We start from the raw sequence: 15,593 nt of genomic DNA on the forward strand, positions 1-15,593 counted from the left end.
CAATCCGTTGAAGAGAATGGTCGTTATATGAGTATTGATTTAGGGATTGATAACCTTGCAACCATCGTAACAAACACAGGGATGAAGCCTGTACTTGTTAAGGGCAAACATGTCAAAAGCATAAATCAATATTACAATAAAATGAAGAGCCATTTTACAAGTGTTTTAAGACAAGGTAAACAAATAAATAAAGGACCTTTCACTTCTAAAAGAATAGAAAAACTTCATCAAAAGCGTTACCTGAAAATAAAAGACATCTTCCATAAAGCGAGGCATCATATTGTAAAACTAGCTCAAGAAGAGGAAGTTTGCAAAATCGTTATTGGTCAAAACAAAAGTTGGAAACAAGAAACGGATATGGGAAAGAAAAATAACCAAACATTTTGCCATATCCCGCATAGTTTATTGATTCAAATGATTACATACAAAGCAAATGCGGTAGGCATTCAAGTTGTTGTAATCGAGGAATCCTACACATCAAAAGCAAGTTTTCTAGATCATGACTGTATTCCAACGTATGGAACAAATGACCAAAATGCAACTTTTTCAGGAAAACGAATGAAGCGTGGTATGTATCGTTCTGCAAAAGGAATCGGAATCAATGCAGATGTAAACGCTGCGGCTAATATTTTACGAAAAGTAGTCCCGAATGCATGGACAAACGGGATAGAGGGGTTAGGCGTGAAACAGCTCGCTAGTGTGTTAACTCCACTGACGTTAATCGTCCGTTAGGTCGAAACGTTAGAAACCCCCACTTCAAGCTTTGCTAAGTGGGGGAGTATTCATAAACATTTGAATTTGACAACTATAAGATTCTGTATTAAAGAAATCGCTAAATAACTCCACTTCAATGAAACGGTTAATTTTCAAATGATTTTCTTTTACATATGTAACGATTTTTCTTCGGCATTCTTCCTCGTTCTCTTTACTATAGGCTAACGTTACATACTTTCCCTTTGGTAATATTTTTATATTGTGTTCATCTTCTATATTCAAATCCCCTTGAACACCACTAAAAACATACTTTGGTTCTACATTCCACCCTGCATTCACATCATATATAATCCCTCTTTCCATTGACATTTTCCCTCCCTTCTCATGAATGATTTTTTCTAAATTCGAATAGTAAAGTAACTCCTGTAAACTTCCTACTTCTTTACATGGTGCTATCATTATGTAACGCTGTTCAAAAAACTGAATAGAGATTTCATCATCATGTAATATGTCTTTGGAATTCTCTATATTCATATGTAAGCTATCAATGGTTTTGATTACTTCTTGCATTTTCTTTATGTTTTCTTCCGCTTCATCTCTTTTTAATTGTAAAAATTGTAGTAATTTCTCCGTATCACAGTCCTTAAAAATCTCTTGAAGTTCTACTATACTCGTTCGTAACTCTCTACAGCTTTTTATAATATCTATGTGAATAAATTGATCTATAGAATAATATCTATAACCTGTTGTTTCATCAATATATTTTGGAATAAGTATCCCCATTTTGTGATAATATCGTAACGCTTTTATGGTAATGTCCTTTATTTTCGCAACTTCCCCAATAGAAAATAAGTTCTTCACCCGAATCACTTCCTTTATATTTTCTCTTACATAATTATTGACTCTCCTCTTAGGGGAGACCTTATGATCATAATAAGACATTTGCAATAAAATACAAAGTTTACTTATACACAAAGGAGTTTCGAAACATGAATACAGTAACATACAGAAGCCTAGTTAAAGAAGATTATGAAGCAGTTAAAACATTGATTGGTGAAGCATTTGGCTTCAATGAATTGATTAAGGATAAGAAATTTTTAGATTCAGTATTAAACATCTATCTACAAGGTTGTATTTTAGAAAGTTCATTTAGCAAAGTAGCAGAAAAAGACAATAGGATTATTGGTGTTATTTTAGGCGATTCAAAAAAAGACAAAAACCGTTTAAAGAAAGCTCATAATACTTTAAGTCTTGCCTATTCCATGCTTAAAGTACTCATAGCTAATAAGGAAAATAAAAAATTCATAAAAGAATTCTCAAAAGTTCAAGATGCATATAAAGAACTTATAAAAGAAAAAGAAGATGATTTTCAAGGTTGTATACAATTATTTATTGTATCAGGGGAATCTAGAGGTCTTGGAGTTGGAAAAGCTCTAATGAATCATTTGTATAATTATATGAAAAGTATGGATGTGGAATCCTTATATCTATATACAGATAATAGATGTAACTATGGATTTTATGATAGTCAAAACTTTAAACGTATAAATGAAAAAGAAATTTGTTTTAATTCAATGAAAGATAAACTGAATATATTTTTATACTGTTATGATTTTTAACGAATAGTAAGAACCGTATCCCTTTTGTACAGAAATATGGAAAATATGTATTTTTAACACAAAGAAAAATTGATTTAACGAGAATGTGGTTTGATAAATATGGATATTTCCTTATCTTTATTGGATTCTTCGTCCCAGGCGTACGTCATTTTACTGGATACTTTGCAGGGATTATTAATTTACCGTTCCGTCGCTTTGCCATAACAATCTACCCCGGTGCTCTATTCTGGGTATCTTTCTTCTTAATCGGTGGCTATTGGTTAGGAGGAAACTTACATGACATATTTGAAGTGCTTGGATCGCACATTGGGAAAATTATCTTCGGATTGATTGTCATTGTAGCCATTACGTTAGGTATTCGTTTTCTTAAAAAATTAAAGTGTATGTTTGTACAAAATATAAGTTAATACGAAATTCATTTCGTTCAAAATAGTTAGAGTTAGTACAATGGAGCTTGTTCAAATTGAACAAGCTCCTTAAAATTAAGCAAATACTCTCTTAACCTCTTTTGCAATTTCATTCATTAAATCTTCCGCTTGCGGATACAAACCAATTTTATCCATAAACGCATGATCTACACCATTGTACTGAATCAGCTTCGTAGGCACACCGCTGCGTGTAAGTTTTGCCGCGTAAGCTTCACACTCTACTTTTAAATAATCAAATTCAGCAGTTGCAATCAGTGTCTGCGGCATGTTGCTTAGCTGATCTGAAAGAAGCGGAGAAACGTGAGGATCAGTGATTTCCGCTTTACTTTGTAAATAAAGTTGGAAAAATAAATCACCGCTTCCAGCCAATCCTTCAATCATTGGAATGATAAATTCAGAATGGTTTCGAATCTCATATTGGTCAAGGCTCCAGTTGAAATCCTCAGTTTGGACGCAGGCCATATTCACTGTCGGATAAATAAGCGCTTGAAGCTTAATCATTCCCGTTCCCTTTTCAATATCCATGAGCGCGCACACCGTAGCTAAATTACCACCTGCACTGTCTCCAGATACGGCAATTTGCTGCGGATTCACGCGAATTTCTTCAGCATGATTATACACCCATGTTACGGCTTCGAAACAATCTGTCAATCCTGCTGGATATGGATGCTCCGGCGCCAAGCGATAATCAACGGAAATAACAACGGCACCTGCCTTTTCTGCCAATGATTTACACGGATTTTCTACGACATCTACACTTCCGCCGATGAACCCTCCGCCGTGAATGAAGACAACAGCAGGCAAAATTCCTTCGTTAGAAGGCGTATAGATTCGCAGAGGAATCGGTCCATTTGTTCCATCGATTGTTTTATAAGTGGTTTCGACCTTACTTTTTGTAACATTGTCATTGTTCCACCCCATCATCGCCCGCATTCCTTGAACAAAACTTGTCGTATCTGAAGGATCAAATGGTTCGCTTTCCATCGCAGCCATTTTTTCTGCCGTTTGCATAGTCACTTGAAGAACTCGCGGATCTAATTCGCAGGTCGCATCAGAATCAGGAATCGGTTTCGCAATAAAATCGAAACCTCTTTTTTTGACAGCTTGCACTTCCTCACTCAGTTTAGATACTAGATTCACGTAAGAAGTTGTATTACTCATCATTACCGTCTCCTTTTTTGATCATTTGTATTTCGGAAAACTTGGCTACCGAGTTCTTCGGTATTTCGCCGTGCGAGAATCATCAATTACACCATTCCAATTGAGCCCAAAGGCGAAGTCATATACATGGCCCTCAGAATCAACGTGGCATTCCATATCATGTGCGACGTCTTCCAGCTGTTCCTCAACTGTTCTCATATTCGCTGGCATTTGCATCGGCAATAGGCCTGATGGCTCGTAAACTCCTGACAGAACGTCCATGATTGCCTGATCCTGAACGCCAAAGTTCGCTACAATGGCATCAACTTCTGCTTCGAACTCTGCGACAACCATTGGATTCGATAGTAAAGTCGATACGATGACCGGCTTTCCTTTCATCATTTCTTTCGTTTCAAGCACCATGTCTAGGTCAGACGAATTGTGTGTTGTAACTGTTTTACCTTTATAGGAACGGTTCAATACATCGGTTTCCCTAGGGTCGCCAGCAATGCTCCGTTCGCGGGCATGCTCGGCTGTATACGGTTTGTACTGAAGGCTAATTGGTACATAACCGTTGCCTCCATTATCAGCATCCTTCTGGCTGTACCCCGCGCCTGACTTTGGACTTTGGATGAATACAAGCCCGAAATCTGCTTCGTCTGGATCATTGGTAATATCGAAATATTGGGCTACAACGTCAAGATTGACTGGATGCTCCAGTTTCTCTGGTGTTGGCATACCAAACCAGTCTTTTCCAGCTGGCAAATACCTCTTCGGAATGTATACTTTGCTTTTTGCTTGCATCGGCAGCGTCTTCCCCTTGTTTTTCAGAAGGATGATTGACTTCAGCTGAGCTTCATAGCCTGCCTTCAAGAAATCTGGATTGCAGACGATTTTCTCGCTTTCCTCAGACTGCAGATAAGGATTTTCGAAAAGACCAAGCTTAAACATATTTAGAAGCAGACGAACCGCTGATTGTTCGAACCGTTTTCTCATATAAGCTTCTCCGTGTTCACATACCCCTAATTGGTAAGCTTCTAGAACAGGCCCAACTTCGTTATTCCCTCCAAACTGATCCACGCCAGCCATCAATAGCTTATAGTGACGTTCCGCAACGCTCAAATGTTCAACGCCCCATGACTTTCCTGTCAAAAACGTATCTTTACTGCCATCCTCATCAGCAGTAATCAACCAATCTGTACAAACAACACCTTCATAACCATATTGCTCGCGCAGTAAATCGGTAATTAAATAAGAATTATAAGAGTTGCCGACGTTCTCACCGTTTACTTGATCTTGATCGAACGAAATCGTGTAATATGGCATAACTGCCGAAGCCTTACTCGTCTTGCCTTCCAGCTGAAAAGCCCCGTCGACGAACGGCTTCAAATGCTCTTCGAAATTGTTTCCTGGATAAACGGCATACTTGCCGCAACCAAAATGCGCGTCTCTGCCGCCCTCACCGCTTCCTCCTCCAGGCCAATGCTTCACCATCGCATTCACACTATCCAATCCCCAGCCGTCTTCTAGTTCCTGCTCGCCTTCCGATGTTTGGAAACCGTCCACATAAGCGCGGGCCATATCTGTAGACAGACTCGAGTCTTCGCCGAACGTACCGCTGAAGCGGAACCAGCGCGGGTCGGTCGCAATATCGATTTGCGGCGACAATGCTGTTGTCATGCCAAGCGCCCTGTATTCTTTCGAGGCAACTTCTCCAAATTCACGTGTCACTTCAGGGTCAAATGTCGCAGCAAGACCAAGCGTTTCCGGCCAAAATGATACGCGAGAAGCTGTTCCTGCGCCGACGTTAAATTCGGAGCTGGCATCGGAACCGTGACGCGGATCCGAGCTATTGTTCGCCGGAATGCCTAAACTTGTTCCTTCCGCAACAGCCTGCAGCTTGTTGTTCCAACGCGCGGCTGTTGCTGGATTTTCAACCGTTGTTATGAGAACATGGCGAAGATGATCTTCGGTCAAAAATGCGATTTGCTCATCTGTCAAATCCCATGGCTTAGCGCCGCTCTCTTCGTAAGACTTTCCGCCGTAAGTTCCCGGGAACCAACTGTCGCTCGCGGCTGGAATTGCTTGATGCCGACTATACAGCATCAATCCTGCAATTTCCTCGATGGACATCCGCGTGGCAAGATCTTTTGCCCGTTCCTCAGCCGGTAATCTCCAGTCCTCATACGGCTTCAAGACCCCATCCTTACTTAAGTTTTTAAAAAATAAGCCGTCCTGCTCAATGATGCGAACACTAGATAAAGCGGAATAGCCTAGTAGAGGCCCTTCTTCATTACGGACGTATTCAATCAACGGCTGACCTGCATTTTTCTCTTTAGTTGACATAGAAGAACCCTCCATTTCTTAAAATTAAATCGTTATTCATGCTATGAAGCGAGCATATAAATCATATATAAATCTTAGAAAACGTTTACATTTTAATTATAAAAAAACCGCTCGTCCTCGAAAAGACAGCGGTTTATCGACTTTTATTGCAATATTTAATCTTTTTACAGAAACAACCTGAGTCATTTAATTAAAACAGGTTAAATTTTAACCCAATTCGTCACCAAACAGGAATGAGCTCAATCAACTGGGCACCGTGCGGCTCCAAAATAGAAATACAAGTTTGGCTATCATCCACTTCAACATACTGACTAGTCATACGCGGCCGAGCGCCCGCTTTCAAGTATTCCACATCTTCAGAACAGAGCGATTTTGGTGCCCCCATCTCCACCCAGCGGTCATAACTGCTTCCGTGCTTTCGGCCAATCGTGCGAGTAACGATCCGATACTTGCCGCTCGGTAAATCCGTAAGCTCCAGCTCTAATTTTACAGTCTTCACATCTTTGAAACCGTTATACCGGTTAACCGAATCGATAAAGGAAATATCGCCGATCGCGTACAAATCATCGAAATGACAATAATTAAAAGTCAGCACTTGATAACCGCCCCGGCCAGATGTAACGATGTAACGGTCACCCCGCTCAATGAGGCGATCACCCAATTTTGCTAATAATTCATAGGCAAGCATGCCGGCTTTAGGTATACCATATTGAGCAAGCAAGCCGAGTCCGCCATGAAACAAGTCTGGTGAAGCAGCCGTTTCTTCAATGTTATCGCTTAGCACCCAGTAACCGAAGCCTTCAATGCTGTCTAAATTATCGATAATATTTTTGACGATATAAGCAGCCTTGTACAACGTATCATTCGTTAACTCGCGGTGATACGAAGTCGAATTCCACTCTGTCAAATACAGATTGGCCCCGGACATCTCATATTTCTCAAGCAGTCTTTTCTCGTTTGCAAGCCGATCCTTTAAAAAATCTGGATTTGGAGACACACCTCCGAACTCCTCAATCAGTTTCTGAAGCGACTCCAATTGCTTGAATTGCTCCATCTGCTCCAAGTTATTCAGCCTTTCATGCGGGTAAAAATGAAGCGGAATAAAATCCGGTAAGCACTGCCGCTCACGACAAAAAGCGAAAAACTCATCATAAAATTTCCCCTCATCAAGCGTAATGATTCTGCCCGGAGCCCCGATTTGAAGACGAGGTGATATACGTTTTACCGTTTCATAGGTGCGAGCGTACAACTCCATGTACTCCTCCATCGTTCCCGGCCAAAATGCCTTCAACTCCGGTTCGTTCCAAAATTCGAATTTCCAAGATTCTATCTCTTCCTTGCCGTAACGATTCATGCAGTGGCGTAAAAAACGATCGACAAGCTCACACCATTTATCTATAGACTTCGGCGGACTGATATAGCTCTTTACATAAAAAATGGTTTTGCCTTGGTCCGCTGCCAAAGCAGAGGGCATAAATCCAAGCTCAATAAACGGCTTAAGTTTGACTGAAAGGAGAAAATCGAATAGCTCATCGACCAATCTGAAATTGTGTGTCGGCTGCCCTGCCTTATCCTCTGTGTATACCATCATAGAGTCATCAAATATGCCATGAAACCGCAAATAGCGAAATGGGCAGCGTTCCTGAACTAGTTTGAGTTGCCGCTGCATGTCCGCATGCAATCCTTCTTTTGCTTTTCCAATCGTTATCAAGTTTCTCCATGTATGCTTTATTAGACTGCTTTGAGTGGATACGTTGACCTGATATGCCTCCGTGTCCAGCGCCGTAATCTCTTCTGCCTGCTGCGAAGGACTTCTCTGTAAATATTGGCTAATGATTCCGAGTGCGCTCGATTGATTAAACGTCAAATAATTGGAAGATGCCCGTTCTTTCTTCTTGCCAAGGTCTGGACGAAAATGCTTCCGGTACTCGTTTGGCGTTACGTTATACCTTGTTTTAAAGGCAGTATAAAATGACTTGGCGTTCGGAAAACCGTGCTTCAGCGCAATATCAGCAATAGGCGTCTCCCCATTGTGGAGCAGTTCCTCCACCGTATGTTTCAAACGAATGCTCGTCAAATAAGATTGAAAATTAAGGCCGATGTTATCACTGAAAAACTTAGACAAATACGGAACGGACAAAAATTCACGCTCAGCAATTGCCTGTAGCGTAATCGGTTCTTTATAATGGTCGTCAATGTAGGTAATGATACGAAGCATACGCTCCATATATTTCTCGTTCATAACTCCTGCGGATGCCGAAACCTTAAATTGTTTCAGAAGAATAGAGAGCACTTCTAACATTCGAATTTGCATGTCAATCTCATATGCGTCACCTTTTTGATACGTTAGCTGCACCATCTCGGCCAGTAAACGACGAATCTCGTCTAAAGCATGACGCCGCTCCTTATCCGTCTCCCCCGAATAACAATTGAAACTAATCTCATCCGCCCTTGCCATTTTTTCCTTCAAATAACTAAAAGGGATAAGAAACGTTGCGATAATGTTCCGATCAAGACCGATCACCTCATGCACATGACATTGGTTGATTAGCAGCACGTCCCCTTCAGAAAGCGTCCGTTTCTCATGATGTAGTCTAACCTCCACCGTACCGCGCAGCACAAAAATAATTTCTACGCTGTTATGCCAATGACTCGGTACATAGTTCACACTGTTCAGTGAAACGTCGAAGGGCAGACTGTCGTTCGTCTCAACCAACTCGTATACGGCATTTCGCATGAACTTCTCCCCCGTTTCCTAGAATGGTAGTTTCTTTTTCAGTAGACTCTGATTTGTGTTGTAATTCCACTAAAATTACAACAATGATAGATTTATTGGGTATATCCTTTTTTATATAAATCCATTTTAATTTTTCGACATCTAACCCCCTGCAGTGCAGAATAAAAAGTAACCTACACGCGTTTGTTCTCTCTGTTTTTACTTCGCATGTGGCAGAAGAAGGCACTGACCGCTTCTATGCATGGCCAGATGCTCTCTCCCACCTAAAAAGAAGGTTTTTATGTCGGTTTTTTAATTGATGTATATAGTATTATACCATTCAATTCGCAATCAATTTGAACAGCGTTTTTGTGTCAGAAGAAAAGTACGAAGAAATGTGACAGCTGCTGGATGAAACATTGATTCAGCTGGAGTCGGATTTCATGTTTCTGCAGATTATTCTGTTACTCAAAGTAATACAATAGATACAAATAACAGATATGCTAACATTAGAGCATACGCAGAATATAATGGATACCGTTTTGATGTATGGGAATCTAGTTGGTTTAGTGATAGTAAAGTAGAAAGTAATGCAGCATGAAGATCAGTAGGAATATGTTTTATAACATATCGCTAATTCCTTGCTAGTCTAATAATAAAGAAAAAGGAGGCATCTATTTGAAACATACTCAAATACGTATTGTTATGTTGGCAGCTGTATCATTAATTGGTGGAACTTTACTTTTAAAAAATCTAGAGTTAGCTGAACCTCTTGTTCACTCCTGGGTACAATCAATGGGTGGAAATATAGATACAGCAACATATAACGTCGTTTTAAATAATTATGTTAATAACTTTCGAGTATTGGGCGGAATTATATTTGGGGTAGGCTTTTTCTTCTTTATATATTCATTGTTTTTTACAAAAAAATGAAAAATCCCCTTCAAGTAATCGTGTAACATCCATGTATGTACATGGTCCTTTTACACTTTCTACTTAAAGGGGATTATCTTTTATAAAATAAAACGATTTACTCGCTTATTTATCCCGCATTAACGGGCAGTAATACTCCCATCTCAAAATTCAGCAAAAGCAAAGGAGTGAGGCGGGAGATAAACTGCCCGTAAAAGCCCGATTGGTGAGGGCTAATAATCAGTGGGGGATGAAGCCCCCCACTAATTAAAGTTTCACTTTATCTTATGAATACGCGTCCTATTTGTGCTGCTGATTGCGGATCTATTGTCCATTGGTCTTTGTCTTTTTGTACCATTTTAACTGTAACTACCTCTTCAGCATATGATAATTTTACGTCTTGTAATAGTTTATTATATGTTTCAAAAATGGCCTTCATAAGGTCATCTTCTGAGATATTTGGATTTTGAGATGCCAATTTCATCATTTCGGTTTGCATTGGTGATTGTAGTGCACTCACATCCATTGGTTTTCCCTTCAATTCAACTTCTGCTTTTCCATCTTTGCTGGATAGTACTTTTGTTTCATATTTTACATTTTTTTGAATCGCTGCTTTCAAATTCTTAAGGAACTGACTTAATAACTGATCATCAACTTTTTTTCCTATTTCTCGCTCCATTTGTTGCTTAAATCCGTTTTCAACGTCGCTAATAAATTGAGAGCTGTCTTCCCCTGTTAATTTTTTTAATTTATCTATATCTTTATCATAAAATGCTGCATTCACATATGCATTTAATGCTTCAGCAGGCTTTTGTAAACCCTTTGCCTGTTCAGATAATTTTTTTCCGTCAATTTTATATGTCGCTTTTTCTTTACCATCTTTCTTTTCATCTACGGAGTATTTCTTATACACTAGCTCATAAGAAGAGTCCTCCTTAACATCAAAATACAAATTCCCTTCTATTTTTTTTCCTTTATCAAGATCGCCTGAGTTTAACATATCATTGGCTGAACCAAAATACTCTTTTGCTACTTGATCACCTTGATATAGAGTAAAATCTTTAGGAATCATATGTAATGTTTCTTCTCCTGTATTTTTCAGGCTAACTTTCACTTTTAACACTTGACCATTATTTGGTTTTGAATATCGATCGGGTAGAACAAACTCTGCGCTTTCTACCTGTACCTCGACACCTTTTAATTTTGTAGTCTTCCCAACTTCAACTGTTTTCGGTTTTTCAGGTTCTGATGACGTTTTTTTCGCATTACAACCACTTACAATTCCAGTCATCAAAACAGCTGTAATACAAATACTTGCTAACTTCTTCATACTTATTACTCCCCCATTGCCTTTTCTACTTTTTAGAATAATCTTAAAATCCCCTCTTAATTATATACTGGAATATGAAGATTTGCATAGAAAAAATGGAAAACTTATACTGAAAATACTAATATTACCTTATTATATTATTCGGATAAAGGATGCTATGTAAAAAAATGAAAAGTATAAAAATAGTGGCTACAGTCGTACTCACAACAGGATTAGCGTTATCGGCTGTGGCACCATATGAAGAAGCTCATGAAGATGAAAAAGATCAATTGCAGGTTCAAATGCAAGAAAATTCATTCTGCACAGGTGAACTTACATTACCATCACAAAAGGCTTTGAAGCAGCAAAAATTAATTAAACAAATTCGCCTGAGGTAAAATATGATTCATACCAGCTTTTTTGTTTCAGATCCATATTCTATCCATATGGTCACATCTGAAGTTATTTCAGGCATATATATTACAAAGAAAATTAATAGAAAAGAAACAATCTCCTTTATTATTAAACTGTACCCCGAATCGTGGCCACTTAAAAAAAGTCCATGATTCGGGGTTTTATGTATCTTTTCCCCCACTGTAGTTTTGAAATAAAGTCGTACCGTTTTAAAGAAAGTTATACCGTTTATAAAAAAGTTGCACCGCTTTATCCCTTTGTATAAAGGGATATTTTTTGTGCGTATTTTTAATTACAAAAAACATTTTGTCAAAAATACTTTACGAATTGTAAGAAATAAATTACAATCTTTTCAAGAGGTGTTGCTATTGTTACAAAATAAAATTGTAGTTTGTCGAGCAGAAAAAGGTTGGACTCAAGAAGAACTGGCAAAAAGAGTGGGTGTCAGTCGTCAAACTATCGCTACTCTTGAAAAAAATAAATACAATCCTTCTCTAATTCTTGCTTTTAAAATTGCAAATATATTTGAAAAGTCAATAACTGACGTGTTCGATTATCAGGAGGAGTGAGACATATGTTGTGGTTAAAATCTTTATTTTTAGTTTTAATATTCATCAGTCAGATGTATGTAATAAAATTTCGATCAAGTGATGAAGCAAAAGACGAAAGAGGGAGAGAAATTCAATATAAAACAAATAATGTGTTGTACAACATCCTATATTTAGGTATCATTGCCATTATTATTTTTCAATCGATAGATATTGTTCCTTCAGAATTTCTACCTGATTTATTGTTATATTTTGTGCTTTCATTAAGTGTGCTAGGCAGTATTTTTATATTTATCAACAGAAACAGGAAAAATTACTAATATGAGTTAGGTTTTTTATCTTGTTCTTTTAGACGATTGAACAAAATGTTTCTTTTAAAAAGTGAAATTTATATACTAATCATGAAGGAATATAGTTAAACTAACAGCTGCGTTTATTTAAGTAGACCACATAAAATGATCAATCTTTTTTATAAAAAATTAAGGAATCCAAAATTAAAACCCACCCATTTTGATTAAACTTTTTCAAAGTGTGTGGGTTTCTTCTATTTATAAAATCAATATTTGCAGCAATACTTTGATCAAACTTTAATTCAAACCAACACCCACCACCTCGTTATAATGGAAACAATGATGAAAACGAAGTACGGGAGATGAGTAAAGTTATTTTAATGTCTTTTTTACAAACAAAATAAAAAGTACCAAACTAATAAACCCAGATACAGCACAAACAATAAATAACATTTGATATCCCATGATTTGTGAAACAAATCCTAGAATAATAGATCCTAAACCAATCCCTAAATCAAAAGCTGTAAAAAATGTAGCGTTTGCTACTCCTCTTTTCTCTGGTGGAGCTAATCGTATCGTTGCTACTTGAAGCGCAGGTTGTGCTGATCCAAATCCAATTCCGTACAAAATAGCTGTAATAACTAGTCCAACAATCCCTTTTGTCATTGTTAGAACGCATAGTGCGACTATCAGTGTAATAAGTGCAGGAACAATAATGACCCCTTCTCCATGTTTATCGGATATCTTTCCAGCAAGCGGTCTAATTACTGTAAGTGTAACAGCGTAAACTAAGAAAAAAGTACCAGCATTAGCTTGAATTTGTGCTGCAAACAGCGGTAAAAATGTTGTAATGCCGCCAAAAGTAAGGGATAAGAAAAATGTAACAATGGCGATTGGCAAAACGGTTTTTTCAAAAAATGATATTGGTTTTTTTGATGCACTTTGAACTGCTGGAATTTTTGTACCAAATGCAAGTATGAATGCAATAACTGCTAATGCTGTGCATAGAAGGAATAGATAATGAAATGAAAATGATTTCGCTACCCAAAGACCTAATATTGGTCCTAAAGCCATGCCCAAAGTCATCGCAAGTCCATACCATCCCATTCCTTCTCCGCGACGAGATTGTGGAATCACATCAGTCACAGCCGTTCCGATCGAAGTTGTAGCAATCGCCCAGCCGATTCCATGAAGGATACGTAATACCACTAAAAATATAACTCCTGTTACCCAATCGTAAAAATACATTGTAATTGCAAAAAATAATAGTCCGCTTATTATAAATACGCGGCGGCCATATCGATCCATTAATCCTCCAACAATAGGACGTAAAATGACTGCCGATATGGTAAATACTCCAATAATAAATCCAACTTGAGATTCACTTCCACCTAATTGTTTAATAAACATAGGTAGTGTTGGCATTAGTAAATAAAAACCACTAAATAGTAATAATGCTGTAATTGTCAGCATTATATAGTTCTTTGTCCATAAACGTTCCATTATAATGTAATCCTGCTTTCTATCGTTTAATAAGTTAAGAATGTTCTTACTGCCCAAAAGCAGCGAAATAAGCGAATAAAAAAACAGTACCACCGCTATAAAAGTGTTGGTACTGCTATATTGCGTGACAAGTGTTTTGTTAATTAGAACGTACTTGCTACTTTAACAGCCTTTTCAAGACCTTCGGCGATAATTTCTTCTGCTTTATCTGGGAATTGGTTGTGACCTTCAATTACTACTGTCTCTATATCTTTGGCACCGAAGAAGCCCATCATACTTGCTACATATTTAACAGCCATTTCCATTTCAGCTTTTGGTCCTTTAGAATATACACCGCCACTTGCGTTTAATAAGGCAATTTTCTTATCTCCAATAAGACCTACTGGACCTTCTGGCGTATATTTAAATGTTTTGCCTGCGCGGTTTAAGTAATCAATATATGTGTGTAGTACAGCTGGGATTGTTAAATTCCATAATGGGAAACCAAAGACTACTTTATCAGCTGCAAGGAATTGATCTAAATATTTATCAGCAACAGCTACTGCTTTTGCTTCTTCTGCTGTTAAATCAAATCCTCTACTAGCCTTAAATGTACCGTTAATCATATCTACTCCTACATATGGCAATTCTTCATTGTATAAATCAAGTTCTACCACTGTATCATTTGGATGTGATTCTTTGTAGCTTGCTAAAAATGCCTCATATAATTTCACACTAACCGCCTGACCTGCTGGACGATTGTTTGCTTTTACAAATAAAACTGTTGTCATTCTCTTTTCCTCCTGTTACTCACTCTTACATTGTTCTATATTTACTCATTCGAAAGAGCATCCTATTTCTTTTATAACAAAAAACATAGTCAACTCGATTGACTACATTACGTATAGTACAATAGAACTCTGATAAAGTCAACTCAGTTGACTTTATTAAAGGAGGTTTTATATATGAATCATCAAGTATTTATAACATTAACAATCTCCATCTACATTACATTGCAGTCCATCTAACTCATTCTCTTTACCCTTTTCTAGTTCTTGATCAATCGCCTTTGCTAATCTTTCTTTGCTAGTAAATCCTTGAATGACCTCGTCACCAATAATGAACGTTGGAACAGCCATAATTTGTGCTTCCTCATGGGCATGTTTTATAGCTTCTTGATGCACTTCTCGGTATTTTCGTGATACTAATGCTTCTTTAAATGCATCCTGAGAAAGTCCCACTTCCTCCGCCAATTTTGTTAATACTTCGATGTCTTCAATATTTTGTTCCTCTTGGAAATGTGCAATAAACACTCTATGGTGAAACTCATTTCCTTTTCCATGTTCCTTTGCAAATTGGCAACCTTCAAACGCAAGATGCGTATACGGACGCAAATGTGGTAACTTCATTTCTAATCCTAATTTTTTAGCAGTAGGATGAATAAATGAATTCCAAGCTTCCACTACATGAGGCAGTGTCCATGGATCAATTTTCGGAGATGGACTAGGACGCAATTCAAATGGCATCCATTCGACTTCTACATCTTTTTCCTTTACAACCTCATCCAAAGGACCTGTTCCTAAAAAACAAAATGGGCATATAAAATCAGAATAAACTTTAATTTTTACAGTCATATATACGTTCCCTCACTTTTCTTTTTCACTCTATTTGTAAC

14 protein-coding genes and 1 pseudogene are annotated in these 15,593 nt (G+C 37.8%); 7 read left to right on the forward strand and 8 right to left on the reverse strand.

What is annotated here, in order from left to right; translation table 11 throughout:
* Positions 1-732 (forward strand): RNA-guided endonuclease InsQ/TnpB family protein (locus COO03_RS16220; RefSeq protein WP_142316259.1); only part of this gene is annotated, 732 nt, incomplete at its 5' end.
* 24 nt (positions 733-756) lie between these two features.
* Here COO03_RS16220 and COO03_RS16225 read toward each other — a convergent pair.
* Positions 757-1,575, reverse strand: a complete 819-nt coding sequence (locus COO03_RS16225; protein ID WP_240520169.1) for a MerR family transcriptional regulator — start codon at positions 1,573-1,575, stop codon at positions 757-759.
* A 128-nt stretch (positions 1,576-1,703) separates the two neighbouring features.
* On the opposite strand from COO03_RS16225, the gene COO03_RS16230 reads away from it, so the two are divergent.
* Together COO03_RS16230 and COO03_RS16235 are read left to right on the forward strand one after the other, a co-directional pair.
* Complete coding sequence (locus COO03_RS16230; protein WP_097898152.1) at positions 1,704-2,333, forward strand: GNAT family N-acetyltransferase; 630 nt, start codon at positions 1,704-1,706, stop codon at positions 2,331-2,333.
* Positions 2,327-2,740, forward strand: a pseudogene (locus COO03_RS16235) (DedA family protein); the annotation flags it as partial. The gene COO03_RS16230 and the pseudogene COO03_RS16235, both read left to right, overlap by 7 nt.
* Before the next feature lie 75 nt (positions 2,741-2,815).
* Here COO03_RS16235 and COO03_RS16240 read toward each other — a convergent pair.
* The 3 genes from COO03_RS16240 to COO03_RS16250 form a co-directional block, all read right to left on the reverse strand.
* Positions 2,816-3,922, reverse strand: a complete 1,107-nt coding sequence (locus tag COO03_RS16240) for an alpha/beta hydrolase (RefSeq protein WP_097898153.1) — start codon at positions 3,920-3,922, stop codon at positions 2,816-2,818.
* 45 nt (positions 3,923-3,967) lie between these two features.
* Positions 3,968-6,247, reverse strand: coding sequence for a glycoside hydrolase family 3 protein (locus COO03_RS16245; protein ID WP_097898154.1), 2,280 nt, complete (start codon positions 6,245-6,247; stop codon positions 3,968-3,970).
* Positions 6,248-6,467: 220 nt separating this feature from the next.
* Positions 6,468-8,984 (reverse strand): GH39 family glycosyl hydrolase, encoded by a 2,517-nt coding sequence (locus COO03_RS16250; RefSeq protein ID WP_097898155.1) that lies wholly within the window; start codon positions 8,982-8,984, stop codon positions 6,468-6,470.
* A gap of 657 nt (positions 8,985-9,641) precedes the next feature.
* On the opposite strand from COO03_RS16250, the gene COO03_RS16265 reads away from it, so the two are divergent.
* Positions 9,642-9,896 (forward strand): hypothetical protein, encoded by a 255-nt coding sequence (locus COO03_RS16265; protein WP_141523319.1) that lies wholly within the window; start codon positions 9,642-9,644, stop codon positions 9,894-9,896.
* A 259-nt stretch (positions 9,897-10,155) separates the two neighbouring features.
* Here COO03_RS16265 and COO03_RS16270 read toward each other — a convergent pair whose 3' ends face one another.
* Complete coding sequence (locus COO03_RS16270) at positions 10,156-11,205, reverse strand: DUF5105 domain-containing protein (RefSeq protein WP_097898157.1); 1,050 nt, start codon at positions 11,203-11,205, stop codon at positions 10,156-10,158.
* Between the two features lie 185 nt (positions 11,206-11,390).
* Here COO03_RS16270 and COO03_RS16275 point away from each other — a divergent pair, with 185 nt between their 5' ends.
* From COO03_RS16275 to COO03_RS16285, 3 genes are all read left to right on the forward strand, one after another.
* Positions 11,391-11,582 carry a hypothetical protein gene (locus tag COO03_RS16275; protein ID WP_141523318.1) on the forward strand — a complete coding sequence of 64 codons (192 nt, stop codon included), beginning with the start codon at positions 11,391-11,393 and terminating at the stop codon, positions 11,580-11,582.
* Positions 11,583-11,966: 384 nt separating this feature from the next.
* Positions 11,967-12,167 carry a helix-turn-helix transcriptional regulator gene (locus tag COO03_RS16280; RefSeq protein ID WP_141523320.1) on the forward strand — a complete coding sequence of 67 codons (201 nt, stop codon included), beginning with the start codon at positions 11,967-11,969 and terminating at the stop codon, positions 12,165-12,167.
* Positions 12,168-12,172: 5 nt separating this feature from the next.
* Complete coding sequence (locus COO03_RS16285) at positions 12,173-12,466, forward strand: hypothetical protein (protein ID WP_097898159.1); 294 nt, start codon at positions 12,173-12,175, stop codon at positions 12,464-12,466.
* Positions 12,467-12,808: 342 nt separating this feature from the next.
* Here COO03_RS16285 and COO03_RS16290 read toward each other — a convergent pair whose 3' ends face one another.
* The 3 genes from COO03_RS16290 to COO03_RS16300 form a co-directional block, all read right to left on the reverse strand.
* Entirely contained in the window at positions 12,809-14,032 is a 1,224-nt protein-coding gene (locus COO03_RS16290) for an MFS transporter (protein ID WP_230322542.1), read from the reverse strand.
* A gap of 50 nt (positions 14,033-14,082) precedes the next feature.
* On the reverse strand, positions 14,083-14,709 hold the full coding sequence (locus COO03_RS16295) for an FMN-dependent NADH-azoreductase (RefSeq protein WP_097898161.1): 627 nt from the start codon (positions 14,707-14,709) through the stop codon (positions 14,083-14,085).
* A 198-nt stretch (positions 14,710-14,907) separates the two neighbouring features.
* A complete protein-coding gene (locus COO03_RS16300) occupies positions 14,908-15,552 on the reverse strand; it encodes a DsbA family oxidoreductase (protein WP_097898162.1) in 645 nt (214 codons plus the stop codon).
* Positions 15,553-15,593 lie beyond the last annotated feature (41 nt).

This window comes from Bacillus sp. AFS098217 (assembly GCF_002551815.1).
In the GTDB taxonomy this organism is placed as follows: Bacteria; Bacillota; Bacilli; order Bacillales; family Bacillaceae_G; genus Bacillus_A.

Coding starts and splice junctions, on each gene's coding strand:
- COO03_RS16300 (WP_097898162.1), bottom strand. CDS start 15,552: ATGACTGTAAAAATTAAAGTTTATTCTGATTTTATATGCCCATTTTGT.
- COO03_RS16295 (WP_097898161.1), bottom strand. CDS start 14,709: ATGACAACAGTTTTATTTGTAAAAGCAAACAATCGTCCAGCAGGTCAG.
- COO03_RS16270 (WP_097898157.1), bottom strand. CDS start 11,205: ATGAAGAAGTTAGCAAGTATTTGTATTACAGCTGTTTTGATGACTGGA.
- COO03_RS16250 (WP_097898155.1), bottom strand. CDS start 8,984: ATGCGAAATGCCGTATACGAGTTGGTTGAGACGAACGACAGTCTGCCC.
- COO03_RS16245 (WP_097898154.1), bottom strand. CDS start 6,247: ATGTCAACTAAAGAGAAAAATGCAGGTCAGCCGTTGATTGAATACGTC.
- COO03_RS16240 (WP_097898153.1), bottom strand. CDS start 3,922: ATGAGTAATACAACTTCTTACGTGAATCTAGTATCTAAACTGAGTGAG.
- COO03_RS16285 (WP_097898159.1), top strand. CDS start 12,173: ATGTTGTGGTTAAAATCTTTATTTTTAGTTTTAATATTCATCAGTCAG.
- COO03_RS16230 (WP_097898152.1), top strand. CDS start 1,704: ATGAATACAGTAACATACAGAAGCCTAGTTAAAGAAGATTATGAAGCA.